The 23,748-nt window shown below is 58.2% G+C and carries 20 protein-coding genes; 12 read left to right on the plus strand and 8 right to left on the minus strand.

From position 1 onward, the window contains the following. Positions 1 to 937 precede the first annotated feature (937 nt). The gene (locus HYH08_RS19080) at positions 938 to 1,960 is read left to right on the plus strand and encodes a glycosyltransferase family 9 protein (RefSeq protein ID WP_220011330.1); all 1,023 of its coding nucleotides are present in this window, start codon (positions 938 to 940) and stop codon (positions 1,958 to 1,960) included. A 28-nt stretch (positions 1,961 to 1,988) separates the two neighbouring features. Here HYH08_RS19080 and HYH08_RS19085 read toward each other — a convergent pair whose 3' ends face one another. Then, positions 1,989 to 2,582 (minus strand): D-sedoheptulose 7-phosphate isomerase, encoded by a 594-nt coding sequence (locus HYH08_RS19085; RefSeq protein ID WP_220011331.1) that lies wholly within the window; start codon positions 2,580 to 2,582, stop codon positions 1,989 to 1,991. Positions 2,583 to 3,058: 476 nt separating this feature from the next. Here HYH08_RS19085 and rfaD point away from each other — a divergent pair, with 476 nt between their 5' ends. Both rfaD and rfaE1 read left to right on the plus strand, forming a co-directional pair. Beyond that, the gene (gene rfaD, locus HYH08_RS19090) at positions 3,059 to 4,039 is read left to right on the plus strand and encodes an ADP-glyceromanno-heptose 6-epimerase (protein WP_220011332.1); all 981 of its coding nucleotides are present in this window, start codon (positions 3,059 to 3,061) and stop codon (positions 4,037 to 4,039) included. A gap of 21 nt (positions 4,040 to 4,060) precedes the next feature. After that, positions 4,061 to 5,533, plus strand: coding sequence for a D-glycero-beta-D-manno-heptose-7-phosphate kinase (gene rfaE1 / locus HYH08_RS19095; RefSeq protein WP_220011333.1), 1,473 nt, complete (start codon positions 4,061 to 4,063; stop codon positions 5,531 to 5,533). A gap of 36 nt (positions 5,534 to 5,569) precedes the next feature. On the opposite strand, the gene HYH08_RS19100 is transcribed toward rfaE1, so the two are convergent. Next, positions 5,570 to 6,904, minus strand: a complete 1,335-nt coding sequence (locus HYH08_RS19100; protein ID WP_220011334.1) for a hypothetical protein — start codon at positions 6,902 to 6,904, stop codon at positions 5,570 to 5,572. Positions 6,905 to 7,105: 201 nt separating this feature from the next. On the opposite strand from HYH08_RS19100, the gene HYH08_RS19105 reads away from it, so the two are divergent. The 3 genes from HYH08_RS19105 to HYH08_RS19115 all read left to right on the plus strand — a co-directional run bounded on the left by HYH08_RS19105 (position 7,106) and on the right by HYH08_RS19115 (position 10,297). Continuing rightward, positions 7,106 to 8,284: an acyltransferase family protein gene (locus tag HYH08_RS19105; RefSeq protein ID WP_349631444.1), complete on the plus strand. Its 1,179-nt coding sequence runs from the start codon at positions 7,106 to 7,108 to the stop codon at positions 8,282 to 8,284. 65 nt (positions 8,285 to 8,349) lie between these two features. Then, complete coding sequence (locus tag HYH08_RS19110) at positions 8,350 to 9,783, plus strand: oligosaccharide flippase family protein (RefSeq protein ID WP_220011335.1); 1,434 nt, start codon at positions 8,350 to 8,352, stop codon at positions 9,781 to 9,783. Next, positions 9,776 to 10,297: a serine O-acetyltransferase gene (locus HYH08_RS19115; RefSeq protein WP_220011336.1), complete on the plus strand. Its 522-nt coding sequence runs from the start codon at positions 9,776 to 9,778 to the stop codon at positions 10,295 to 10,297. Before HYH08_RS19110 ends, HYH08_RS19115 begins: the two co-directional genes overlap by 8 nt. Before the next feature lie 58 nt (positions 10,298 to 10,355). Here HYH08_RS19115 and HYH08_RS19120 read toward each other — a convergent pair whose 3' ends face one another. Together HYH08_RS19120 and HYH08_RS19125 are read right to left on the minus strand one after the other, a co-directional pair. Beyond that, positions 10,356 to 11,561 (minus strand): glycosyltransferase family 4 protein, encoded by a 1,206-nt coding sequence (locus HYH08_RS19120; protein ID WP_220011337.1) that lies wholly within the window; start codon positions 11,559 to 11,561, stop codon positions 10,356 to 10,358. Positions 11,562 to 11,574: 13 nt separating this feature from the next. Continuing rightward, positions 11,575 to 12,768, minus strand: a complete 1,194-nt coding sequence (locus HYH08_RS19125) for a glycosyltransferase family 4 protein (protein WP_220011338.1) — start codon at positions 12,766 to 12,768, stop codon at positions 11,575 to 11,577. A 185-nt stretch (positions 12,769 to 12,953) separates the two neighbouring features. Here HYH08_RS19125 and HYH08_RS19130 point away from each other — a divergent pair, with 185 nt between their 5' ends. The 4 genes from HYH08_RS19130 to HYH08_RS19145 all read left to right on the plus strand — a co-directional run bounded on the left by HYH08_RS19130 (position 12,954) and on the right by HYH08_RS19145 (position 17,698). After that, the gene (locus HYH08_RS19130; protein WP_349631445.1) at positions 12,954 to 14,066 is read left to right on the plus strand and encodes a glycosyltransferase family 4 protein; all 1,113 of its coding nucleotides are present in this window, start codon (positions 12,954 to 12,956) and stop codon (positions 14,064 to 14,066) included. Between the two features lie 9 nt (positions 14,067 to 14,075). Then, positions 14,076 to 15,227, plus strand: a complete 1,152-nt coding sequence (locus tag HYH08_RS19135) for a glycosyltransferase family 4 protein (protein ID WP_220011340.1) — start codon at positions 14,076 to 14,078, stop codon at positions 15,225 to 15,227. Between the two features lie 107 nt (positions 15,228 to 15,334). Then, positions 15,335 to 16,447, plus strand: a complete 1,113-nt coding sequence (locus HYH08_RS19140; RefSeq protein WP_220011341.1) for an acyltransferase family protein — start codon at positions 15,335 to 15,337, stop codon at positions 16,445 to 16,447. 69 nt (positions 16,448 to 16,516) lie between these two features. After that, positions 16,517 to 17,698: an acyltransferase family protein gene (locus HYH08_RS19145; RefSeq protein WP_220011342.1), complete on the plus strand. Its 1,182-nt coding sequence runs from the start codon at positions 16,517 to 16,519 to the stop codon at positions 17,696 to 17,698. 89 nt (positions 17,699 to 17,787) lie between these two features. Here HYH08_RS19145 and HYH08_RS19150 read toward each other — a convergent pair whose 3' ends face one another. The 3 genes from HYH08_RS19150 to HYH08_RS19160 all read right to left on the minus strand — a co-directional run bounded on the left by HYH08_RS19150 (position 17,788) and on the right by HYH08_RS19160 (position 21,501). Next, positions 17,788 to 18,852 carry an acyltransferase family protein gene (locus HYH08_RS19150; RefSeq protein WP_220011343.1) on the minus strand — a complete coding sequence of 355 codons (1,065 nt, stop codon included), beginning with the start codon at positions 18,850 to 18,852 and terminating at the stop codon, positions 17,788 to 17,790. 119 nt (positions 18,853 to 18,971) lie between these two features. Further along, positions 18,972 to 20,084 carry an acyltransferase family protein gene (locus tag HYH08_RS19155; protein ID WP_220011344.1) on the minus strand — a complete coding sequence of 371 codons (1,113 nt, stop codon included), beginning with the start codon at positions 20,082 to 20,084 and terminating at the stop codon, positions 18,972 to 18,974. 79 nt (positions 20,085 to 20,163) lie between these two features. Continuing rightward, entirely contained in the window at positions 20,164 to 21,501 is a 1,338-nt protein-coding gene (locus HYH08_RS19160; protein ID WP_220011345.1) for a hypothetical protein, read from the minus strand. A 512-nt stretch (positions 21,502 to 22,013) separates the two neighbouring features. On the opposite strand from HYH08_RS19160, the gene HYH08_RS19165 reads away from it, so the two are divergent. Continuing rightward, positions 22,014 to 23,036 (plus strand): NAD-dependent epimerase, encoded by a 1,023-nt coding sequence (locus tag HYH08_RS19165; RefSeq protein ID WP_220011346.1) that lies wholly within the window; start codon positions 22,014 to 22,016, stop codon positions 23,034 to 23,036. A 165-nt stretch (positions 23,037 to 23,201) separates the two neighbouring features. Further along, complete coding sequence (locus HYH08_RS19170) at positions 23,202 to 23,489, plus strand: hypothetical protein (RefSeq protein WP_220011347.1); 288 nt, start codon at positions 23,202 to 23,204, stop codon at positions 23,487 to 23,489. A 23-nt stretch (positions 23,490 to 23,512) separates the two neighbouring features. Here HYH08_RS19170 and HYH08_RS19175 read toward each other — a convergent pair whose 3' ends face one another. Further along, on the minus strand, positions 23,513 to 23,746 hold the full coding sequence (locus HYH08_RS19175; RefSeq protein WP_228747927.1) for a hypothetical protein: 234 nt from the start codon (positions 23,744 to 23,746) through the stop codon (positions 23,513 to 23,515). Positions 23,747 to 23,748 lie beyond the last annotated feature (2 nt).

Genomic DNA, 23,748 nt, shown 5'->3' on the forward strand with positions numbered 1-23,748 from the left:
CGCCTTGCATAGCCAGCGATTGTAGTTTTGACGCAGTTCGTGGTCTGGTAGTAGCAGACCTTGAGGCCAACCGGAAAGCTGCAGCTGTTAGCAATGATGAGCACGTGCTCCGACACGGTTGGGTTTACGATCTGGGGGCGGATTGTTCCGTGAATATTTACGCAGGGTTGTCCCGTTGCCGTTCTATGCAGATTCGGCTTGGAGCCGAACCGCGACTTGTCGTCACTGTCAGGGAAAGCGAGGCCGCCCGTCCCGCCAACAACGGGAGGAGCATTGAGGACGCCTCCCGTCTGACCAAGCGCGCCGCTACAAGAAATGGTCGTCAACCCAATCACGATCAGGCTGGTCGTCATATTGACGGACAGAAGTCGAACTAACCTTGGTCTTAGCATTTTGGCCTTTCTGCTTTCGAGCGAATATGTGCAATCTGTCAATTTTAAGCCTAAATGATGCATTGCATTGCATTGCCAATCCATTCACGGTCAGGAATAGTCCTGATCATGGCGGCACATTGTTGCACTTGGCGGAGGAATGAACCGCCGTTCGAACGGGGCAGCGGTTTCAAGGTGAAGTTGCATTCCTGGTTTCGTGCTCTCGCGTTCGCTCAATGATGAGGCCTTCAGTGTCTAATTCTGCGGCATCAATTTCAATAGGGGTGCTGCGAGCCGAGTTCGCAATCGAGCGTATCTTGAATTTCTTTCCGGAATAGCCGTTGCTGGTTGATGATCGTCAACATTCGAGTCATTCATCCACGTGAGCTGAAACAGATACGCAATCGGTACGCATAGTGGCACGCTCAACTAAACTTCAGAGATCGCTGGACAGGTATCTCGGGATTCCGGCGATTCGCGCTATAGGGCTGGTACGAAGGAAGCGTCATCGGGTCCCCGGTACGATTAGTCGTATCGGGTTGATCCAGCCCTCTGCGATCGGCGACATGTTCCTGACCTCGGGATTAGTGGACCATCTCCACAAATTGTATCCCGCCGCGGAGATCCACGTATTTCACAGTGCCTTTAACGCGGGTGCCGTGCAGTTTCTTGTGCCCGATGTGATCAGTCATCGCTGTGACTTCACGGACCCAAGGCCCGCTCTGCGGGAACTGAGGGACGCCAAGCTTGATGTTCTGATCAATTGCGCTCCCTGGACGCGGCTGACGGCTCTGCTGACCTCTCTGTCCGGCGCAAAGGCCACCTTCGGCTTCCGCTCAAAAGGGCAGGGCATTCATCCCGCGTTTGATCTCACTGTGCCCTATCGCGACGATCGGCACGAAATCGCGAACCATCGCGCCATGGCCGAGCTATTCGGCCCGCTCGATAGCTATCGATTGACCATCCGTTCGATCGAGTGCGCGCCCTCCAGGGCACTTCCATACGACAAACTGGTGTTGATGCATGCTACGCCCGGCGGATCGGCGGCCAAGCCGAAGTCCTGGCCGCGGGAGCATTGGGCGGAGCTGGTTGGCCGGTTGACCGGCAAGGGCTTCGTCGTCGGCTTCACTGGCACGCAGGCCGATCAGACCGCTATTGATGCGATCCTCGACGTGGCGAAGGTGCCGAGCGAAAGCGCGTTTTCGCTCGCCGGGCTCCTCAGCCTGCCCGAATTGGCATATGCGCTAAACCGGGCGAAGCTGCTTGTTACTGTCGATACCGGCGTTGCACATCTCGCGGCCGCGCTGAATGCACCCGTCGTGTGTCTTCACGGGCCAACGCGCTTCGCCCGCTGGGGCGCATGCAACGTGCGCGCGACTGGCGTCGATTCACCGCATCCGGCGGCTGGTTACATCCACTACGGCTTTGAGAGTCATCCGCTACAGAACGACGTCATGCCGGCGATTTCCGTCGAGGCGGTCGAGGCCGCCGTAACTGTGCGGCTTACAGAGACGAAGAGCGAGACCGTTGCCGTGGTGCGTGACGCCTTGGAGCAGGAACAGAAGGCGCGCCGCTCAGCAACGTCCTGACGTTCCTGCGCCAATTTCGTGCCTTCATTCAAATCTTCGTGGCTTCCGTCGTCAGCATGTGCTCGATCTGGTCGCAAATGCCGTGCGCGGACATCAGGTGGATCTGCTGGATCACCGGCGTGTCTTCGGTCGGTGCGATAAGGACGTGATCGCAGAAGGTCCGCATGCTCTCGCCCTTTGCGCCTGTAAAGCCCACGGTCACCAGGCCATTCGCGCGTGCAGCCTTCATCGCCGCGAGAATATTTGGGGACTTGCCAGATGTCGTTAAGCCCAGGAGAACGTCTCCCGGCTGCCCAAGGCCCTGCACCTGGCGCGCAAAGACTTCCTCGTAGCTGTAGTCGTTCGAGATTGCCGTCAGGGCCGAGGTGTCCGTCGTCAGGGCAATAGCGGCCCATGCCGGGCGCTCAAGCTTGTAGCGGCCAACGATCTCCGCTGCGATATGTTGCGCGTCGGCAGCGCTTCCGCCATTGCCGATAAGCAATAGCTTCTTGCCGGCCTTCAATGCCTCGGCGATGCTGCGCGCAATGGTATGAAGCGTCGCCAGCAGTTCGGAACTCTGCGTCGCACGGCTCATCCCCTCCATCGAGCTGTGGAAATGGGCTGAAATTCGATCTTGAGACAAGGTCAATACATCCGGTCGGGGGTTAACGATGAGCGCGCAGTGCCAATGTTCTCGACGTGCGAGCCGCGGTTAGACGAGAACTGCGACAATTCATTGAATCGTCGTTGTTCCCTGATCGGCCATATTGTCAGGGCTGCAACCGCCATGCCACTGCGTAGAGCGCGTTTGGTGCGTGCATGTCAATGCAATCGCTGGATGCCGCGCGTGCAGGTTAACTCCATTGCCTTATTTGGCGTCATTCTCGTAGGCGAAATGCTTCAAAGTCGATGCCGAACGCGCTAACAGCAGGGCGCAGATCGCTTATCCAGTTAGCTGTGAATAGTTGTTCATTTTAAGGCGCGTCGTGTCAGGAATTCTCCTTAACCGTATGCGATAAGGCTGCGGGCCGTCTCCTGAGACAGGCGCATTTCTTGCTCGTGACGTCAGGTGATTCTGAAGATGGACGAGTGCCAAGAAAGCTTCGAGAGGACGAGTTAATGCTTCTGGTGACCGGAGGGGCTGGCTTTATTGGCTCCAATATCGTGGCCGCACTCAACGATGCCGGCCGAGCGGATGTCGCTGTGTGTGACGTGCTCGGCAGCGATGGAAAGTGGCGCAATCTCGCCAAGCGTCGACTCGCCGACGTCGTACCGCCGACTGACCTAGCGGCCTGGCTTCAGGGACGCAAGCTCGATGCTGTCATTCACATGGGTGCGATTTCGGAGACCACCGCGACTGATGGTGACCTGGTCATTGAGACCAATTTCCGCCTTTCGACTCGGTTGCTCGACTGGTGCACAGCACAGGCAACTCCGTTCATTTATGCGTCATCGGCAGCGACGTATGGCGATGGAGATTCAGGCTTCGCTGACGATGCATCGCTCGGTGCGCTCAAGAAGCTACGACCGATGAATCTCTACGGTTGGAGTAAGCACCTCTTCGATCTCCTCGTCGTCGAACGCTTGGCGAGGGGGCAGAAGATGCCGCCGCAATGGGCGGGCTTGAAATTCTTCAATGTGTTCGGACCGAACGAGTACCACAAGGGTTCGATGATGAGCGTGCTGGCGCGTCGGTTCGACGACGTCAAGTCGGGAAAGACGGTCCAGCTCTTCAAGTCGCACCGAGAAGGTATCGCTGACGGCGATCAACGCCGCGACTTCATCTATGTCGATGATATCGTGCGCGTCATTATGTGGTTGCTTGCTTCCAATAGCGTCAGCGGCATCTTCAATGTTGGCACCGGCAAGGCGCGAAGCTTCCGCGATTTGATCGTCGCAGCTTATGATGCGCTGGGTGCGGCTCCGAAGATCGAATACATCGATATGCCCATGCAGATCCGCAACAGCTACCAGTACTTCACGCAAGCGTCGGTCGAGCGGCTGCACGGCGCGGGCTACAATGGCGGTTTCACCTCGCTCGAAGATGCAGTTTCCACCTATGTCGGAAACTTTCTCAATCAGCCGGACGCCTACCGCTAGTCATTGAACAGGACAGAAAAGATGTTCGATTTCGATCTGCTATCAAAAGCCATCGTTCGCCAGACCGTCCTGTGTATCGGCGATCTCATGCTGGACGAGTTCGTCTATGGTGAAGTCTCGCGCATCTCGCCCGAGGCGCCGGCGCCCGTTCTGGCGGTCCAGCGCAGTGAAACCAATATCGGCGGTGCGGGAAACGTCGCGCGAAACGTCACGTCGCTGGGAGCCCGTTGCATTTTCGTCAGCCTGGTTGGCGACGACATGACCGGAAAATTTCTCAAGAGCGAGCTGGCGGCAGATCCGTTGATCGAGCCTGTGCTGATCGTGGACCGCGACCGTCCGACGACGCGGAAGACCCGCTATGTCTCGGAGCATTTTTCCACGCATATGCTGCGTGCCGATGCGGAGCGTGCCGCGCCCGCACCCGAGCTCATCGAGCAGCAGATCATCAATGCCGCCGTCGCCGCGCTGCCTCGCGTTGATGTCGTATTGCTCTCCGATTATGCGAAAGGCGTGCTGACGGCGCGCGTCGTTCGCAACGTGATCGACGAGGCTCGCAGGCTCGGCAAGCCCGTGGTCGTCGACCCGAAGAACGCCAACCTCGCGTTCTATCGTGGCGCGACTCTGCTCACGCCGAACCGCAAGGAGTTTTCGGAAGCGACGCGCCGTCGCATCCTGTCAGACGACGACATTGCTGAAGCATCCGTCGAGGCATTGAGGACCGCTGACGCAGAGGCAATCCTGGTGACGCGCAGTGAAGATGGCATGACCCTCGCGCACCGAAACGGCGATCTGATCCACGTTCCAGCCCAGCCGTCGAAGGTCCGCGATGTGTCGGGAGCCGGCGACACGGTCGTTGCTGTTATCGCCGTCACGTTGGCAACCAGGGCGGATTGGGAAGACGCCCTTCGTTGCGCCACGGCCGCTGCTGCGGTCGCGGTGAGCAAGCCCGGAACGGCCACGGTTTCACTCGACGAGCTGCGCCGGAAGATCTTACCGGCCGCCTCCCTCACGGCGGAGGAGAAGATCGCCATGAGCGCGGATACTCTCGACGCGCAGATAGGCGAGTGGCGTAAAGAAGGCCAACGGGTCGGATTTACCAACGGCTGTTTCGATATCCTCCACCCCGGTCATGTTCGTGTGTTGACGCAGGCGCGCGCGGCCTGCGACCGCTTGATCGTAGGGCTGAACAGCGATGCCTCTGTGCGCCGCCTGAAAGGACCCGAGCGTCCGGTTCAGGAGGAGCGGGCACGTGCCGAGGTTCTCGCTGCGCTCGAGGCGGTCGATCTCGTCGTGATTTTCGAGGAGGACACACCGCTGAACCTCATCTCGGCGATCAAGCCGAGCGTACTCGTCAAGGGCGGCGACTACACCCGCGAGCAGGTCGTCGGCCACGAGATCGTTACGGCCTATGGCGGCGAGATCGTCCTTGTGGACATCTTGCAGGGGCACAGCACGACCTCGCTGGTGAAGCGGGCCCGTGAAAAGCGGGGCTGAGCAGAAGGGCCTTCACTGCGACCCGTCGGCGAGCCGCTAGGCTGTGACCTCCAGCACCTGCAATTGGTCTGCGATGTCGAGATCAAGCGGACCGCCGGTCGGTGCGATCTCGCTCGTGGAAAGTGAGCCATCGTCCTGAAAGCGGTGAAGCTTTATCGTGGCAGGCCGTTGCGACGCCGTGACTGTGCATCGGCGCGACGTCGGGTCTTTCGCGGTTCTCGTTGACGGATTCCAGCCGGCCACGCCGAGCCAGAAGAAGTATAAATGCGAACCATCGTCGCGCATGAACGTCGCTGTGAAGACATCCTGGGCGGTCCCCTTCAAGTCGAACTGCAATGTTCGCCCTGCAACTTGTTGCGAGGACGGGCGACGAAACAACGCAATCAGCTGGGCAACAGCATGGTAGGAGGGTTTCGGTGCGCAATCAAACGTAGCTAAACCGAAGTTCGATTCGGGATCTCCCGTCCCGTTGTTGAAGCTGTCGATAAGCTCGTAGATGTAGGTGCGCTTGACTGATGCAAGGAAGTTGAACAACAGCAAGCGCGGCAGATAACGAGTCTTAATGGGCTCGGACACGGGCAAGTGCGACTTCGTCGTCGTGAGTGCGGTATGATAGCCGGATTCCGACACCAGCACCGGCTTCTTTCCAAAGATGCGCTCGGCGTCCGCAATGAAATGGTTGAGCTCGCCAGCTCCTCTGGTTTCCGGGTGCTCCATGCCCGGATAGGGATGAATGTTGATGAGATCGACGGCATCGGAAAGGTTCTCGGCAACGGCCACATTCTTCTGAATGTAGCTTGGGGAAGCGACTAACACTTTCCGCAGAGCTGGCGTTGATTTAACGACGCCGTAGAGCGCGCGCTGGTGGTCGGCCGAGATGGCCGGTCCGAGCTGCGAACGTACAAGATTGGGTTCATTCGCGCCTTCAAAAATCTCCACGCCGCCATCAGTCCATTCGTAGATGTCGGGCACTTTGCGGGTCGGTGTGAAGATGAAGCCGTTTAGCGGATCCTGGCAGACCAGATCGAAGCGATAGCCGGCCTGGACGAGGCTCCGGATCCTTTTGTAGAAGTCGTCGTCACGGGTGATGTAACCCGCTACCACGGCATCGTCACGGAGATGCATTATTCCGAGCGGCTTCAGCAACGCGACGACGCCCTCGAAATTCGTGTAGTAGGGGGTGACCTTGTTTCTGAGATGAATGCCTACCCCGACTCTGTCCAGAAAGTCAGACGCCCGGAATTGTGCCGGCCGGGTTTGTGCGCCGGCGGGCATTGATCGAGCCAGCCCCGACGCGACAGCCAGCGATGCTAATTTTACAAACGCGCGGCGCGACGTTTGGCCGCCGTGAGTGAGTTGCGGAATGCGCACTATCTTCCCTCCAGATCGACGCCAGACAGGCACAATTTCCGTGCAAATCCTCGCGCCGAGAGCCGTGTACCCCGGCAGAAATATTTTTTTAAGGCAGACGGCGCCTGTGCCGTTAGCTATTTTTGTCAAGTTGTGGAGAGCTCCAAGGCGTTAACCCGATATAGGTCTACTCGCCACATTCGATGCGTGGTATCAGCTCTGGTGTCGGTCAACATTCGTGAACCCTTTGATTTTCTTGGTGATCCTGTCCTCATGACCAAAGTTGCGTCCCGCGAGACGACGCGGCTGTTGGCGTTGCAGGCGCTGCGCACGATGGCCGCCACGATGGTGGTTCTTCTGCACGCCCAGGAATTGATTGGCTTGCACGCGGCTGCCCACGGCCATGCGTTCACCCATTTCAAGGCCATTCCGCTTGGTGCGGGCGTTGATCTCTTCTTCGTCATCTCGGGATTTGTGGTGGTTTACGCCTCACAAAAGCTCTTCTGCTCGCCGGGCGGACGTGCGGAGTTCGTCCGTCGCCGTCTGATACGGATCATACCACTGTACTGGACAGCGTTGACGCTACGGCTCGCTGTATTAGCTGTCGGGGCTGGCGTCGGCGCCAAGCTGTTTCCCGACGCAACGGCGATTGTGACGTCATACCTGTTCATTCCCTACGACTCCCTTGGTTTCGGATCTGACTATCCGTTTCCGATTCTCGACCTCGGGTGGACTCTCAACTATGAGATGTTTTTTTACGCTCTGTTTGCCTGCTTCATGGGCTTTCGCCGCGATGTCGCTGTGCCCGCCGCCGTCGCTTGTCTGGTTGGGGGTGTTCTAATCGCGGCGGTATTTCCGCCCGAAAACTTGGCGATCCGCTTCTGGTTGCACCCAATCTCGGTGGAATTCGCCGCCGGTGCGGTGATAGCGTTGCTGTTCATCCATGGCTTGGCTCTGAACTGTGTGATGCGGATTGCTCTCATCCTTGGCGGTTTTGCGCTGTGGCTGGTTCCGGTTGCCTGGTTCGGTGATACATCCGGGCCCGGATTTTACACGTGGATACGGGTTATGGTCTGGGGCCTCGGTGCGGTGATGATTATTGCCGGGGCGGCACTCGGACACACCAGCTTCAAATCCGCGTGGTCTCGGGCCATCGCCGATCTGGGCGACTCGTCCTACGCGCTCTATCTGCTGCATCCTTTCGTATTTCTCATCTTCAAAGCGGTTCTCGGTAAAATCGAGCTGCCGCAGGTGGCCTACTGGCCGTCCGTACTGCTGATAACCGCGCTTGCAATCGCGGCCGCTGCGTTGTTTCATAAATACGCGGAGACCCCCGTAGTTGCTTTCCTTCGGGAAAAAACCCGGCCCCGCGCCAGTGTGCCTGCGGTCGGAGTCGGTTAGGCCCTGGTTGCCCGAATGGGCTCACATCTGTCGCCTCGCGCTTCAAGCCGGATAAGAAACGCTCAATGCTCGAGAATTTGCTATCGGTCTTCGGGCTGAACATCCTTCGCTCGGTCGTCCAGTTTTTCATGACGTTCGCGCTGACGCGGTTCATCAATCCGTCGGACTATGGCGTCATGGCGTTCGTGATTCCATTCTGGACATTCATATCCCTGGTGTCTGATTTCGGGCTCAGCAACGCCATTGTCCGCGAGCAGAAGCTGACGAGACGACAAGCCGGCGCGGCGATCAATCTCTGCCTCATCATTACGGCCGTCGGGGCGATCGGAATGCTCGCGATGGCCTGGCCAATCGGCAAAGTGATGAATGACTACAAGATCGCCGAGGCGATGGCCTGCTTCGCGTTGGTCTTGAGCCTGGCGATGATCTCGACCATTCCACGTGCGATGCTCGAGCGGGATTTGCGGTACCGGACACTGGCGACCATCGAGTCGGTTGCCACGCTGGGCGCTGTTCCGCTCTGCCTTGCTCTCGCAATCGGTGGAGCCGGCTTCTGGAGCCTGATCGCCTATCACGTAACGGTTCAGGTGATCAGGCTGATCGGCTTTGGTCGTTACGGTCGCGACAATATCGAGTTGACGCGGGGATGGCGCGAGGCGCTGCCACTGGCGAAGTTCGGCGGATGGGTCCTGGCTTACAACCTCCAGAATTTTCTCGCGCGCAACGCCGACAACATCATCATTGGACTTTACCTCGGCGCCAGTGCGCTCGGTGTCTACGCCATCAGCTACCAGATCATGGTCCTGCCCCTGATGACAGTGACTTGGCCGGCAAGTGGTGTTCTACTTGCCACCGTCAGCCGGCTCCAGAACGATCTGTCAAAGGCGCAGCAATACGTCGCCTGTCTGATTTCGTTGACGGCCGCACTGATATTTCCTGCGATGATCTATTTGACGTTCGGTTCGAAATACCCACTAACCGTCTATATGACGGCGGCCTGGCTCGACGTGCCGGATCTTCTGTTCTGGCTCGCGTGGGTGGGAGCCATCCAGTCCGTGGCCGCCTATGGCGGCGCCGTGTTGACCGCGCAAGCGAAAATGCGGCTCTACTTATCGCTCGGCGTCGCCAATACGATTGTGTTCTTGATCATCTTCCTGATCACTGCCCGGATTGGCATCGAGGCCCTGGTCATGTCCTATGCCGCCGCTGCGATTATTGGGTCGCTTGTATATCTCTACGTGCTCGCGCGAGTCCTCGAAATTTCCGTGATCAAGCTCATATCGTGGATGTCGGCGGGCCTGCTGGCAACGGGCCTCGGTCTTGCAGCGGTTGGGCTCTCACGCCTCGTGCAGGTCCAGGATGCTGGCCTGCGATGGGTGTTCGATACCGGAGCCTACAGCGTCGCAGTTGTTATGGTTCTGTTACTCTTCAGGGCGCGGCTGGTGGACCAGGTTCGTTTTTTTGCCGTTAATCGGGGAACAAGCGATGTCAGTGCGTGATCTCGTCGAGGACGATCAGGACCGCTACTTTGGGACCCGAACCCGAAAAGCGCGGATCAAATCCTATCTTTTCCATCCCGGCTTTCTGACGATTTCCCTGCATCGTTTTGCAGCCTGGCACCGGCAGCGTGGTCGGAATCTGCTGGCAGACCTGTTTTGGCGCTTCAACGTCTTGCAAAGCGGGTGTCACTTTCATTTCGATTCCAGGATTGGGCCGCGGCTCTACCTGCCGCATCCCGTGGGAATCGTGGTGGGCAGAGGCGCGACGATCGGAAAGAACGTCACGATCTATCAGAACGTGACGCTGGGACAACCGACCGAGACTGGCGGATATCCGGCGATCGAGGATGACGTGATCATCTATCCGAACAGCGTTTTGGTCGGCGGCATCACCATTGGCGCAGGTGCGATCATTGGCGCCAATTCATTCGTCAATCGCGATGTTCCGGCCGGCGCCGTCGCATCCGGCGTGCCTGCACGCGTTCACGAGAAATCGGCCCGTCGGTCCGCGTGAAAACTCTTCGTCCTTCGGTCAGGCTGCTCAGCACGTTCCTGCTGAGCGCCTGCCTCGCTCATTTGCGTCCGGTCACTTCTCGATACACATTCAGATATTTTTCGGCGACGCGTGGCGGCTGTGTTTCGTTGACGACGCTCCGAAACGCCTCCTTGGTCGGCAGAGCGGATCGGCCGCCGTGCATGACGCCTTTAATTTTCTCGGCGAGGTCGGCGTCGTCGCCAGGGTTGAACAGCCACGCGTTGTTGTCTGCGCCGATCAGATCGGGGATACCGCCGGAGCGCGCGCCAATAACTGGAACGCCGATGGCGTAGGACTCAAGGATGGTGCGGGGCAGGGGTTCTGCCCAGATCGAGGGAACGATGAGAACGTCGAGTTCGCGGAAAAAGTCGAATGGGTCGACCCAGCCAACGAACTCGATCGGCAGGCCTTCGGCGCGCCTTTTGAATTCATCGAGCGTATCTGGCGCCTGGCCCGCGATTCGTACGCGCCAATTTCCATTGCCGACTCGTCTGAAGGCATCGATCAGGGTGCCTACGCCTTTTTCGATGTTGATTCGGCCGAGGTAGCCGAAGGTCACGGGCTGTTGCGCGCGGTCGAACGTGGCTCGTGCGGTCGCGGCGCTGTCGGGGACGACAGCCCCGTTCCAGATCACGCGGCGACGTTCCGGCGGCAGGTGATCGAAGAAGCCATGTCTGACATGGACGTTGAGAGTTTCAGCGCCGACCGCTATTGCCGCGCTGACCCACTTGCTTGTCCAGAGCTTCGACATGTTGACGACCTTGCAGCCGAGATGCCAATGGTCGCAATTTTCTCCGCGGCGGAACATCGCGGCGTTGCCACACAGCATGTCGTAGTCGCGCAGCGTGTGGACGATCGGAATCCCGCGTTTGTTCGCCGCTCTCCACACCAGAGTCGAAATGTCGACCATGGAGTGGGTGTTCACGACTTCCGGCTTGAAGTCGTCCAGGATGCGGTCGAACTCCGCTTCGATCTGCGTGTTCCACTGCTGCTTCATCTTCTGCCAGAGTCGCTGCCCGCGCGAATATTTTGGCCAGTCCTCGAGCCAGAAGCTGTTGTGGTGCGCCATGCGATAGACGGAGACGCCATTCTGGGCGGTCTTTGCGACGCCTTCGCGTTCGATGCAGGCCGCGCCAACCTGATGTCCCATCGACGTAAGCTGTTCGGCCAGCAATGCGACTGACTTTTCGGCTCCGCCAACGATGTGAGGGGGGTAAAGCGAGCTCAGATGGAGAATACGCATTGCGACGTCGGTCCTAGGAATTGAGAACGGCTTTATAGAGGTCGAGATAGGCCTCGGTCACCTTGGCGGGCGCGACGCGTTCCGCGACCAAATCGGTCACTGGAGGCTTTCGCAACAGGCGTTCGGGATTTTCAAGAACCGAAAGCATCCTTTGTGCCAAGATCGCCGCATCCCCGGGCGGGAACAGCCAATCTGGCTGCAAAGGCCCGATCTGTTCGGCGATCCCGGCAGTTGCCGAGCCGATCACCGGCACGCCACGGATGTATGCTTCCGCGACCGTTCTGCCGAATGCTTCTGGCCAAACCGACGGGACGATGAGGCAATCGATGCCATCGAAAAAGGCATCCCGTTCCATGAAACCCGTGAAGGTGACGGGCAGTCCATGCGCGCGCGTCTCATACGGGACGGATTCATCGGATGGACGCCCGGTCACCAGCAGTTGCCAACCCGAACGCGGCAGCATGCGGCAAGCGTCGAGCAGAACATCGATGCCCTTTGAAGGCTCGATGCGCCCGAGAAAACCGAACACGATATCTCGCCCCGGTTCGTAGGCCCTGGTTCGTTGATGGTTCGGGGCGTCGACTGGATTCCAGATCACGCGGCGGAGTGATTGCGGAACGTGCTGAAACAGGTTCGCGTCGAGATGGCGTTGCAGGATCTCCGAGCCAACTCCCGTGACCGCGTCGACCGCCGATTGGTTGCATTGGTGCGGATAGGTTAGGAGTTTGCATCGAAAATGCTGAGCGTTGCACGCATGCCCGTCGACGAACATCGAGCCCTTGCTACAGATGCTCTTGTAGTCGTGAAGAGTGTGCACGAGGCGCGTTTGGTGACGTTTGACCATCGACCAGATCTGCGGAGGCAGTTCGGAAAGCGAATGCGTGTTCACGACGTCGGGTCGGAAATCACGGATAACGTCGGAGAATTTCTGCACGGCATAGGCGTTCGTCTTCGTCTTGAGGCGATAATGTGCGCGCTCGATGCGTGACCGGCGATCCTGATCGAGAATGAAGTACGGCGTACCGTGCCCGGTGCGGTAGACGGTCACGCCGTTGCGCTCGGCCGGAGCCTCCTCCTTGCGGGATGCGCAAGCGACCGCGACGGCATGACCATAAGCAGCCTGGTTCTCCGCCAGAACCTCGGCCATGACTTCTGCGCCTCCGACTTGGTCGGGATAATAGAGCGAGCTAATATGAAGGATACGCATCAGGAATCGTCGCTAGGAGTGCCCCTTGCTTATAGCAAACATCGTCGTTTTGAACCGCGCTGATTGTGATTAATGATGGACTATCAAGGCTTTTGCTGCCACTATGATTAACCTAAACAATATGGCCTCCGCCTAACCTAGATGACCGCTGTTCCTCGCCGCTGATGCCTCGCGTGCTCTTGAATATGCCCAGTCAGTTCGGGGGCAAGCCGTCGGGTGTCGCCCGAATGGCATTCTGTCTGATCGAGGCTCTGCTGAAGAATCCAAAGTTTGACTACGTCTTGCGATCGCCCTGGGAACGGCGGGATTTGCCGATGTCGCTGCAGGCATCCCCCCTCGATGTGATCACAATAAGGCGGCCGCCGGTGATGATTGCCGATGTGATCAGGCAGATCTTCTCGATGCCAATTTTCTGTCGTCAGCATGACATTGATCTCCTCGTCAATATCGATCCTTTCGGAGCACCTACCGGAGCGCGGGCCCGCGTCATGATTGTCCATGATCTGTATTTTCGTGTGCTTCCGCAGCAGGTGAGCCGGCGAGAGGCGTTTACGACCGACATCATCTATCGCCTGATGCTTGCGAACCATGACCGTGTCGTGACGGTATCGGATGCGACGAAGCGCGATCTCTTGCATCATTACCCCGCTGGTGCAGCGCGGGCTACGACGGTTCACTCCGCGGCAACGCTCGCACCGATTTCACTTGATGTCGAGGGTCCGGAAATCGAGGGGCGTTATGTGCTGGCTGTTGGAAATGCGACCCTGAACAAGAACTTCAAGGTCCTGGCGGAGGCAATGGCGTCGCTGCATCAGGTGCTTCCGGATGTTGCGCTGGTCCATGTCGGGAGTGACCCCAGCGAGAGCATTGGCAATGTGCTTTCGGCGCGCAGGTCGACACTCCGTCTGGTTCGTCTCACCGGCATCGACGACAATCGACTTGCGCGGCTCTATCGTCATGCGGAGTGCCTGTGCGTCCCCTCGCTCTATGAAGGGTTCTGCCTTCCGGTACTCGAAGCTCAGGGATTGAGTTGCCCTGTGGTGTGCTCCGATCGATCCGCAACGCCTGAAGTCGCGGGCCCGGGCGCGATGACGTTCAATCCGGAGGATCCGGAGATGCTTTCTAAAAAGCTGCATGCGCTGCTCACCAACACAGAGTTGCGCGGGCAACTGGTGCAACACGGGCTGGAGAACCAGCAAAGCTTCTCCTGGACGAATGCGGCCAACCAATACGAAGAGATATTCCGGCAGGCGATTTCGAAGCGCGCGCCGGAGTCTACGGCCGCTCGTCCGACGTGAAGGTACCGCATGACCAAGAGTGCATTATTCGTCAGCCAGACGGCCGAGAAGGGTGGAGCAGAATTGTTCATGCTCGACCTTCTTGCGCACGGTCCTCGCGACTGGAGCGGTTGCTTCTTCGAAGACGGGCCGGCGGCCAAGGATCTCGTGGCGGCAGACCGGCAGCCGATCGTACTCTCGTCGGGCACGAACCTGTCGGCGGTTCGGCGTGAGGCATCTGCCCTGCAAATGCTCGGCGCTGCCGGCACGGTTTGGTCTCTTGCGCGGGAGCTGGCGCGGACCGGTAAGGATTATCGCGCGATCTGCGCAAACTCGCAGAAGGCGCTGTTCGTCTCTGCGCTGGCCACCCGGATGATCGGAAGGCCTCTGGTGTGGGTGCTGCACGACATCATCACCGATCCAGCGTTCAGCCGAAACACGCGTCGCGCAGCCGTGCTCTTCGCGAACCTCTTCGCGACCCGCGTGGTCGCAAACTCAAAGGCGACAGCACAGGCTTTTGCTGACGCTGGCGGGCGGTCCGAGCGCGTCAGGATCGTCTATTGTGGTTTCGACCCGGCGGCCCATCCGCAGGGGACGTCTGCGGCCGGACAGGCGCTGCGCCGGCGTTTCGGGCTCGGCGATGGACCTGTTGTCGGGCTGTTCGGTCGGCTCACCCCGTGGAAGGGGCAACACGTGCTTTTCAAGGCCTTGGCAACACTCCCTGCCGTTCAGGCTGTGATTGTTGGCAGCGCCATGTTCGGCCAGGACGCGTATGAGGCGGAAGTACGGCAGTTGGCAACGTCGGAAGGGCTCGACGATCGGGTTCGTTTCACCGGGTTCCAGCGCGACATCGCCGACATCATGGCTGGGGTCGATATCGTGCTTCACACCTCCACCCATGCTGAGCCTTTCGGTAGGGTGGTTGTGGAGGGGATGCTGGCCGGGCGCCCGGTGATTGCAACGAAGGGTGGCGGAGTTAACGAGATTATCACTGAAGATTGCGACGGCCTGCTGGTGCCGCCCAGCGATCCAGCGGCGCTGGCGGCGGCTATTGCTCGGCTTCTAACGGATCGTGATTTTGCCGCCCGGATTGCGGGTGCGGGGCGCGTCACGGCCGTGGAACGCTTTAATATTTCAAAAACATGCGCGGATATGGCCGCCGTGCTCGACGAATTAAGCTAAACGGCGAGAAGTCGCACGCGTCTCGCCCAGCCGCGGTACAAAATTTGCTGTAATTTACTCATCTGGTCTCCCCCAATCTCGACCCTGCTCGGCACCACGGAACAACGATGGCTATGGAAAGATTGCAGACCATTGACGGCCTGCGCGGGATCGCGGCAGTCACCGTGATCGTGCAGCATTGCCTCGAGTTCACGCCTCTGCGGAACCCTGACGCAACGATGGCGACGCCAATCGAGTACATTTTCTCGAACGAGTTCAACCTCGGCAGGTTTGGCGTCATCGTCTTCTTCTTGATTAGCGGGTTCCTGATTCCGAGCAGCATTCGAAACCAGCCGCGGCCTCTGATCAGCTTCGCGATCGGGCGGTTCTTCCGGCTCTATCCGTTGTACTGGTTGTCGATGGTTCTTGCCCTGATCGTCGGCGCCATGCTCGGCAGGCAAACGTCAAGCCTGGTCGAAGTTCTCGTGAACATCACGATGTTCCAGAAGGCGGTCGGAGTGGCCAATGTTCTCGATCCCTACTGGACCCTGTTTGTCGAGCATCTCTTCTATCTGCTGTGTGCATTCCTCTTTGCTGTCGGCGCGTTGTTCAATGAAAGCGCAATGCGGACCATCGTGTGGGCCAGCGGGATCGTGCTTGTCCTCGGTGGACTTGCGCTGACTCTGGTTCCGACCGCGTGGTACGCCAAGCACCTGATCACGTTGATCAACTACCCGTCGCTCATTTTTACAATGCTGGTCGGCCACAATATTCGCATGTCGCTTGGTCGTGGTGATCCCTCGATGCCTTGGTCAGTGCTTTCGCTTTATGCGGCTGTGCTGCTGGCAGCTTATTTGGGTCACGAAGCCTATGGTGGTTTTGTTGGCCTATTGTCGTCAGCTTCGGTTATGTATTCGACCGGTGCCGCTCTGCTTGTTTTTGTTGTCGTCCTTCAAACGAACATGCTTCGTGGCGAAATATTCGCCTATGTCGGACGGATAAGTTATGGCTTGTACCTGTTTCACGGGATTTCGTTGTGGATCGCGATTACAATCACCGGAAAGCCGGAAACTTTCTGGGAGTCGCTGGCACTTTTGGGTCTGGTGAGTGGCATTACATTTGCCGTGTCGGCAATCACGTTTAGCATGGTCGAGGAGCCTTTCATTGCGTTGGGCAAGAACGTCCGCCGGTTTGTCGCGCGGCCTGACGCGGGCTTGAGCTCGAAGCCCTCGATTGGATGACAGGATGGTGCTGCGCTTGCATCGGAATGGTCGATCGCGCAGGAAAGATGGTCGTGGAGAGAATGAACGATGACCGCTAACCGATTTCAGTCCATCGACGGCTTGCGCGGGATTGCGGCGCTCAGCGTCATCGTTCAGCATTGTCTCGAATTCACCCCCCTGAAAGATCCGAGTGCCACGTTCGCTTCGTCACCGATCTCTTACATCTTCGTCAATGATCTCAATCTCGGGCGCTTCGGCGTCATCGTGTTCTTCTTCATCAGCGGATTTTTGATTCCGAGCAGCATCGGGAACCATACCGGAGCCATCACGAGCTTCGTCATAGGTCGCTTTTTCCGTCTCTACCCCCTGTACTGGCTATCGATCGTGCTAGCACTCGTGGCGGCTGCGGCGGTCGGAAACAAGATGCCGACAGTCATCCAGGTCGTGGCCAATCTCTCGATGTTCCAGATGTTGTTTGGGATCGAGAACATTCTCTATCCCTACTGGACGCTTCTGATCGAGCATTTCTTCTATATTCTGTGCGTGCTGTTCTTCATTGTCGGCGCTCTTCACGATCGGAACAAGATGCGGCTGATCATGTTCGCGAGCGGCGCATTCATCGCCTTCCTTGCGATTGTCCTGATGATCAGGCCCGACCTGCCTCACGCCAAGCAAGTGGCGGATTTGATGTACACGGCCTCGTTCCTGTTCGCCATGATCGTCGGCCACAACATTCGTCTTGCCCAGACCGGGGAAGGGTTTTCCTTGCCTGGAGAGATTCCGGCGACCTGCGTTGCGGTGTTCCTCCTCATCTGCATCGCGCGTCAATTTCTCGGAGACTATTCGGCACTGCTGACTCCGGCCTCCGTTTTCATCTCGACCATCGGCGCTCTTGCGCTTTTCCTGGTGGCTTTGCAGATGCGGCTGTTCAGCTCGAGCCCGTTCGTTTATCTGGGGCAGATCAGCTACGGCCTCTATCTCTTCCATGGGATCGCACTGTGGATCGCCATCAAATTTACTGGCAAGCCCACTGATGTCGTTCACGCGCTGCTTTTGCTCTCTTTTGTCGTCGGACTAACGTTCGTGGTCTCGGCGTTGACCTTCCGGTTCGTCGAGACGCCCTGCATCGCCATCGGACGGTCGGTACGACGAAGGGTTGCGCAGGGGAGGGTTATCCTGCGCGATAACGAAGCTCTCGCATCCATTCGGGTTGGTGACGCCATGCGGCCTCTCAAGGAGCAGCCGACGTCGCCGGATGCGAGAGGGTGAGATCGGTGTGGCAGAGGGGCTATTCGCCAACCTACCGACGGGCTTGGTCGCTCGGCCAGCCCTTGCCGCGATCAATCCAGGTAAGGGTGTCAGCCGGGCACCAGCGGCTTGCGTCCAGACGCCGGCAGGCGCGTGCTGTCCGTGAGAGGTTGCTCAACGCAACGATAGGTGATCACTCCAAAGATAGTGGCGATCGCCATGACGACGAGACCGCAGAGCAACGTCGCCCACCCGGTGTGGGCTATCCGCGCCACGGCCAGTCCGAGAACTGCCACGACGAGGAAGTGCGACAAATAGATCGAATAGCTGGCGTCACCGATCAGCCTGAGAACGCTATTGCCGACCCGTTGATGGCACTGCTCGAGGCCGACGGCTCCCAGGACGATCATGGCGGCCGGAACACCGTATCTTAGGACCGTGTTGGTCTCCGGCAGCACCGCAAGCTCCATGGTGGGAAAGATCAGGCCGGAAAGCAGAAAGCCAATGAGGCCGACGCTCAGGAGCACGTAGTAGGAAACGCGCGTTTGCGTCTGGAGGCGGTCCCTTGTTGCGGCAATCACCATGCCAAAGACAAATTCGAGGATGATCGGCCGCGTATAGAAGAAGGTGACGACGCCCCAGCTCCCGGGCTGCTCGATGAACATACCCACGAAGGTAAGGCCGACCATGACGGCGACGAGGACGGCGACGCGCGTCCTTGCGTCGTTAAACGCAATCAGCGCCAGCGTGAACAGGAAGTAGAAGAACATTTCATAGTTTAACGTCCAGCCGAGCGAGTAGATCGGATATAGGTGGTTGAGTGACTTCTCGAACGGAACGAACAGGAGCGATTTCGCGATCGTTGCGAAGTTGAGCTGCGTCGAATTGAACACGCTCGGCAGGAAAATGCAGATCAGAATCACCAGGCCGGTGAAGATGTAGTAGAGCGGCGCAATTCGAAAGAATCGTCGCTTCGCAAAGGTTAGCCAGGGCATGCCTTTGGCCGTCGAATGGACGATGATGAACCCGCTGATGACGAAGAACAGATCCACTCCGCCAAATCCCGCCAAGCGCAACGTGGCCGGGATGAAATTGGCCGTAATCAGGACCTGGGTATGAACCCAAACGACGAGCAGCGCGGCGATGCCTCTGAGAACCTGAATATTATTGAGCACGATCCACCATTCAAATCATCTGTGTGCGGCTGCGCGCCAGCTGAGGTCAACTTTATCACAACGTTCGTTGCCGTTGCCAGCGCTAGTGGTCGGAGCAGGATGTTGCCCGGAAAATGTGCCTAACGAGCGAGTTTTCGTCTCGCTGGGGTGAAGAATTGAGCAACCGCGCGAGCGCTCGGCCGTTCGAAGCGGTGGTATGAAATAATGGCCACAACGGACGCGAGAAGGATCACTGCCAGAACAAGAACAGGTAGCGGCAGTTTCGCGAAAAGTGCAGACCTCCGGAACACGACCGAGACTGCGAAGATGACGAACGGATGGATTAGATACAGTGAGTACGAGGCGTTGCCGATTTCGACCGGGACGGTCAGCCATCGGGCCGGACTAATATCCCTGCCCAACGCGGCGCCTGCGATAACCAGGGCCGCAGGAATTCCCATCGTGACAAAGCGAGGCAGGCCGTTCAAATTGGTGCCGTCGATCTCTGGTGGTGATCCGAACGGCATCAGAAGGATCAGCGCGGCGCCAGCCGCGATCAGGCCAATTCGCGCCAGCGGAGGAAGTGATACGCGCTCGTGCAGTACTGCAATCACGATACCCACGCCGAATTCGAGCACGATGGGTTGGGCCCAAAATGCCAGCGGTAGAACTTCCGTTGCCGAAATCAGGCCGAACGCGACGACGATGCCCAAGGCCGTCAGCACCCGTCCGGCGGACCCAAGATGCGACTGTCCAAGGCACAGCGCGAACAGAGCGTAGAAAAACATCTCGTAGTTTAGCGTCCAGCCAAGATTGTAGACCGGAAATGCGAGACCGTTGTTCCCCGGTCCGTAGATTGGCAGAAACAGCAGAGACGCAATGATCGCGCCCGCGTACGCGAACGGTTCGGCCTGCGCAAATCCGAGTGCCTTCTTCGCGGCCGTCAATCCAAGAGCCAGGCACGTGCAGGTCCAGTAGAGTGGAACCAGGCGCGCAATCCGGTGAATGAAGAACGTTTGCCGCGGCTGATCGCCTGCGACGTACTTCTTGCTCGAATAGAAGATAATGAATCCGGAGATGACGAAGAACAGATCGACGCCGACGCCCCATGGTATCGGCTGCCATGACGTGAACGTCGTGTTCGAAAGCGCGGCAAATTCTCGGCCCATGCCTTGAGTGTGGCCGATCACAACAAAGAGTGCTGCAATTCCGCGTAAAATCTGGATGGAGATGATTGATCCCGGACGCGTCACGCCAGTCTTCCCTCGCAGAAGCTGGACTTCGGGATATCGACCAAGTCCTTGAGACTGGCTGAGCATGCGTTGGATGTGTTCACGAGCTCCGCTTTCGCAATTCGAATCTGCGCAGAACGGGCCTGTTCTGCCCACGCGAAGTCGTTTCCGACAATTTGGAATAATGTAGCCAGGCCGCAGCCATCGTCACCGCGACGGAGAAGATGAAGACCTGATTGATGCTCAACTCTTCGAAGAACATCGACGTGGTCGCGAACAAAAATGTGACGAAATAAAACGGCGAGATGGTCCGCCGATGGATCAGTAGATAGATTCCCGAGATGACATAGAGCAGAGATGCAAACAGGCTGCACTGGTAGGCCAGCGACAGGAAGCCGTTGTGGATCGACTTAACGCCGTTGGTCGTATGCTCGAGCATGATGCCGATCCGCTCCCTGTACCCGATTCCAAAGGGATTCTGGACCGCGACCTTGACGCCTTCGATATTGGACATGAGCCGCTCGGATATGTTCGACTCAGCGTAGTCGTCTGCCAGGAAGCGACTCTCGAAGGAATCGTAGAATGTATCGATGCCAGACAGGGCGTTGGTCGAAAGCAGCAGCACGACGAGCGTGGCAAGGAGAATCAACGCAGTTTTCAGGTAGAGAAAATAATCACCAAGCCGGACGTAGACATAGATGAGGGCGATTGTCGGTGCGATCAGTCCCGAGCGGTTCAGGCTGAACGTAAAGCTGGCCAGCAGCGCCGCATAGGTCGTGATGTAGATCAGCGGTCGACGAAATCTCAAGGTCAGGTAAAGCGCGGAGGCAGCAGCAACGGCGTATACATGCCCGGATTCGTTTCCGGCAGTCCAGATACCGCCGAGCTTGACCTTCGACAGCATTGAGGAACTCTCGGGCAGGTCCTCTGCGCGAATGCCGAGACCGATGTTTGGGAGCGATGTATTGCCCATGCCCTGGAGGAAGAGCACGACCAGAGATGGGATCAGGCCGAGTACGGTGCCGACGGCGAAAGCGATCAGGACCTCTTCGTCCTCGGCTGCATACACGAAGAGATAAGCGAAGATCGATGTTAGCAGAAAGATCAGGGTAAAATATCGATCGCCATCGCCGATGGCGGTTTTCAGCATCATGCAGACGGCGCCGATCGCGAGGAACACTGCAAAATAGAGGATGCCGTGTTTCAACATTTTGGTCAAACCGACCTGGATGAAGAAGAACGGCAGAAGTAAAAACAACAGCGCGTCGCTGATCCGTAGGAAGGGGAGGCCGAAGGTCGACGTGACGATGTTGAACTGCAGGAAGAAACCGAACCCGAATGCAGCCAGAATCACAAAAATTTTGAACACGTCGATCTGCGGCGCGCGGTCGCGTTGATCCTGTTGCAATTGCAGCCGAGGTAAGTTCAGCGTCGACATTGGCTATCGTCTCGCCAGGGCACGTGGCGCCATTCTTGCTCCAACGGCTGCGGAGATCTCTCTCTGATCGCCGCGCATCTCTAGGGATTGTGGTCACCCAATTGGAACGGATTTAAGGCAATACCGCCTATCCATAATGATTTCTGTTTGAAAATACAACAACATGCTGCGGATACGGTGGCCTGCTGGAAATTGTTGGTAAATCGCCAAAGCTCGAATGCATGTGGGCTCTGGACCGCGGCGATGTGCCTAATCTGCGCGACGACTGATGCATGGATGGTCAAATGCAGTACGAGACGGACATGAACGTTGAATAGCCACGACAAAATCGTGACGATTCATCGACGAGGCCGCTGGGGACTGCCTGCGCGACAAGCAATTGCTGTTGGAGCCCGTATCCTGTACCTGGAGGCCTTCAATGCTATCGATCGCCGATAATCTGGTCACAAAGGCAGCCTAAGCGTCCAGTCCAGAGCCAACGTGCGCATCCGTGTGTTTGAGGTAGGAAGTATATGCCAAGAACCGAAACTCCCGCGATCCTCGTTACCGGTGCCGCCGGTTTCATCGGCTTCCATGTCGCGCAGATTTTGCTGCAGGCGGGCGTGCCCGTGATCGGGCTTGATAACCTTAACGACTATTACGATCCCGCGCTGAAGTTGTCGCGACTCGATCTTCTCAAGAACGATCCGAAATTCTCGTTCATCAAGCTCGACCTAGCCGATCGCACGGGTATGACGTCGCTATTCGAGACCTATCGCTTCGAGAAGGTCGTGCATCTCGCCGCGCAAGCCGGTGTGCGATATTCGATCGACAATCCGCGCGCCTATGTCGATTCCAATCTTGAAGGCTTCATGAACGTGCTCGAAGGGTGCCGGCACAACGGCTGCGAGCATCTGCTGTTCGCCTCGTCGTCGTCGGTCTACGGCGCCAATACCAAAATGCCGTTCTCGGTTCACGACAATGTCGACCATCCCGTCAGCCTGTATGCCGCGACGAAAAAATCCAACGAGTTGATGGCCCATGCCTACAGCCACCTCTATCGCCTGCCGGCGACGGGCTTGCGCTTCTTCACGGTCTACGGCCCCTGGGGCCGGCCGGACATGGCGATCTTCGGATTCACCAAGGCGATCTCGGAGGGGCGGACGATCAAGCTGTTCAACGGCGGCGATATGCGCCGCGACTTCACCTATGTCGACGACGTCGCCAAAGCCGTCGTCAAGTTGCTCGACTATCCGCCGCAAGGCGTCGCCAAGGCTGCCGGTGCGGCGCCGGATCCGGGCTCGAGCGCCGCACCCTGGCGTGTTTTCAATATCGGTAACAATAATCCCGAAGAATTGAACAAGATCGTGGCGCTGCTGGAGAAGGAGCTCGGCCGGACGGCAACTAAGGAGCTGCTGCCGATGCAGCCCGGCGATGTCTATGCCACTTATGCCGACGTCGACGATCTCGCGCGGGAGATTGATTTCCGGCCTTCGACCTCGATCGAGGACGGCATTGCGCGCTTCGTGTCTTGGTATCGGACCTATCACAGTTAGGAATCGAGAGCAGTGGAGACGAGAATGGCTGGCGCTCTGCCCACGATTGTGGCTGGCTGGCTCGCGTTTGCGGGTGGAGCTCTCTCACTTGCCGCTGGCGTTCTGGCTGGTCTCTGCCTCTTGCTTTCGCCGCGGCCCGCCACGGCTGCGGGCGGGATCTGTCTCATGCATGCGCAGCCTTTCACACTCAGATCGGACACCGTGCGCTGGTCGATCAGGATCAAGCCGGGCAGCGAATGCATCCAAGGCCTGCGCTGGTCGACGATCATGATCGACAACATCTCGATTGTCGAGCCGCCCAAGTTTGGGCGGCTGGTGATTCAGGGGCCCGCGTTCCGCTATTTTTCTAATGTCGATGCGCAAGGCTCCGATTCCTTCAAGATCGCGATCTCCGGCACGTCGCTGCACATGAACGGCACATCCTCGATCGAGGTCGACGTCACCTCACAATGAATGTGTCTTCGCCGGGATCGCGATCAGCGTGCTGGGTAGGTCCGGTTGCTGTTCAGATTGGGGTTGGCAGAAGCCGCCGGTGGCACACCCTGTCCGATCGGATTGCTGAACGGGTTGTTGCTCGGCTGCGTCGCCACCGGGGTCCGCGACTGGGTGTTGTAGGTCCTGGACCTATTCGTCTGCTGGGTGCCCTGCGCGAGCGCGGGCGTCGCGCATGCAATAATGGCCGCAACGATCATCGGGAAATTGATCCGCATGG

It is taken from the genome of Bradyrhizobium sp. BR 10289 (genome assembly GCF_019455385.1).
Lineage (GTDB): Bacteria > Pseudomonadota > Alphaproteobacteria > Rhizobiales > Xanthobacteraceae > Bradyrhizobium.

What these genes read in the sequence shown, in the direction of transcription:
- HYH08_RS19165 (WP_220011346.1), top strand. Translation starts at nt 22,014, where the DNA reads ATGCCAAGAACCGAAACTCCCGCGATCCTCGTTACCGGTGCCGCCGGT.
- HYH08_RS19175 (WP_228747927.1), bottom strand. Translation starts at nt 23,746, where the DNA reads ATGCGGATCAATTTCCCGATGATCGTTGCGGCCATTATTGCATGCGCG.
- HYH08_RS19120 (WP_220011337.1), bottom strand. Translation starts at nt 11,561, where the DNA reads ATGCGTATTCTCCATCTGAGCTCGCTTTACCCCCCTCACATCGTTGGC.
- rfaE1 (WP_220011333.1), top strand. Translation starts at nt 4,061, where the DNA reads ATGTTCGATTTCGATCTGCTATCAAAAGCCATCGTTCGCCAGACCGTC.
- HYH08_RS19135 (WP_220011340.1), top strand. Translation starts at nt 14,076, where the DNA reads ATGACCAAGAGTGCATTATTCGTCAGCCAGACGGCCGAGAAGGGTGGA.
- rfaD (WP_220011332.1), top strand. Translation starts at nt 3,059, where the DNA reads ATGCTTCTGGTGACCGGAGGGGCTGGCTTTATTGGCTCCAATATCGTG.
- HYH08_RS19130 (WP_349631445.1), top strand. Translation starts at nt 12,954, where the DNA reads ATGCCCAGTCAGTTCGGGGGCAAGCCGTCGGGTGTCGCCCGAATGGCA.
- HYH08_RS19125 (WP_220011338.1), bottom strand. Translation starts at nt 12,768, where the DNA reads ATGCGTATCCTTCATATTAGCTCGCTCTATTATCCCGACCAAGTCGGA.
- HYH08_RS19110 (WP_220011335.1), top strand. Translation starts at nt 8,350, where the DNA reads ATGCTCGAGAATTTGCTATCGGTCTTCGGGCTGAACATCCTTCGCTCG.
- HYH08_RS19140 (WP_220011341.1), top strand. Translation starts at nt 15,335, where the DNA reads ATGGCTATGGAAAGATTGCAGACCATTGACGGCCTGCGCGGGATCGCG.
- HYH08_RS19080 (WP_220011330.1), top strand. Translation starts at nt 938, where the DNA reads ATGTTCCTGACCTCGGGATTAGTGGACCATCTCCACAAATTGTATCCC.
- HYH08_RS19160 (WP_220011345.1), bottom strand. Translation starts at nt 21,501, where the DNA reads ATGTCGACGCTGAACTTACCTCGGCTGCAATTGCAACAGGATCAACGC.
- HYH08_RS19145 (WP_220011342.1), top strand. Translation starts at nt 16,517, where the DNA reads ATGACCGCTAACCGATTTCAGTCCATCGACGGCTTGCGCGGGATTGCG.
- HYH08_RS19170 (WP_220011347.1), top strand. Translation starts at nt 23,202, where the DNA reads ATGCATGCGCAGCCTTTCACACTCAGATCGGACACCGTGCGCTGGTCG.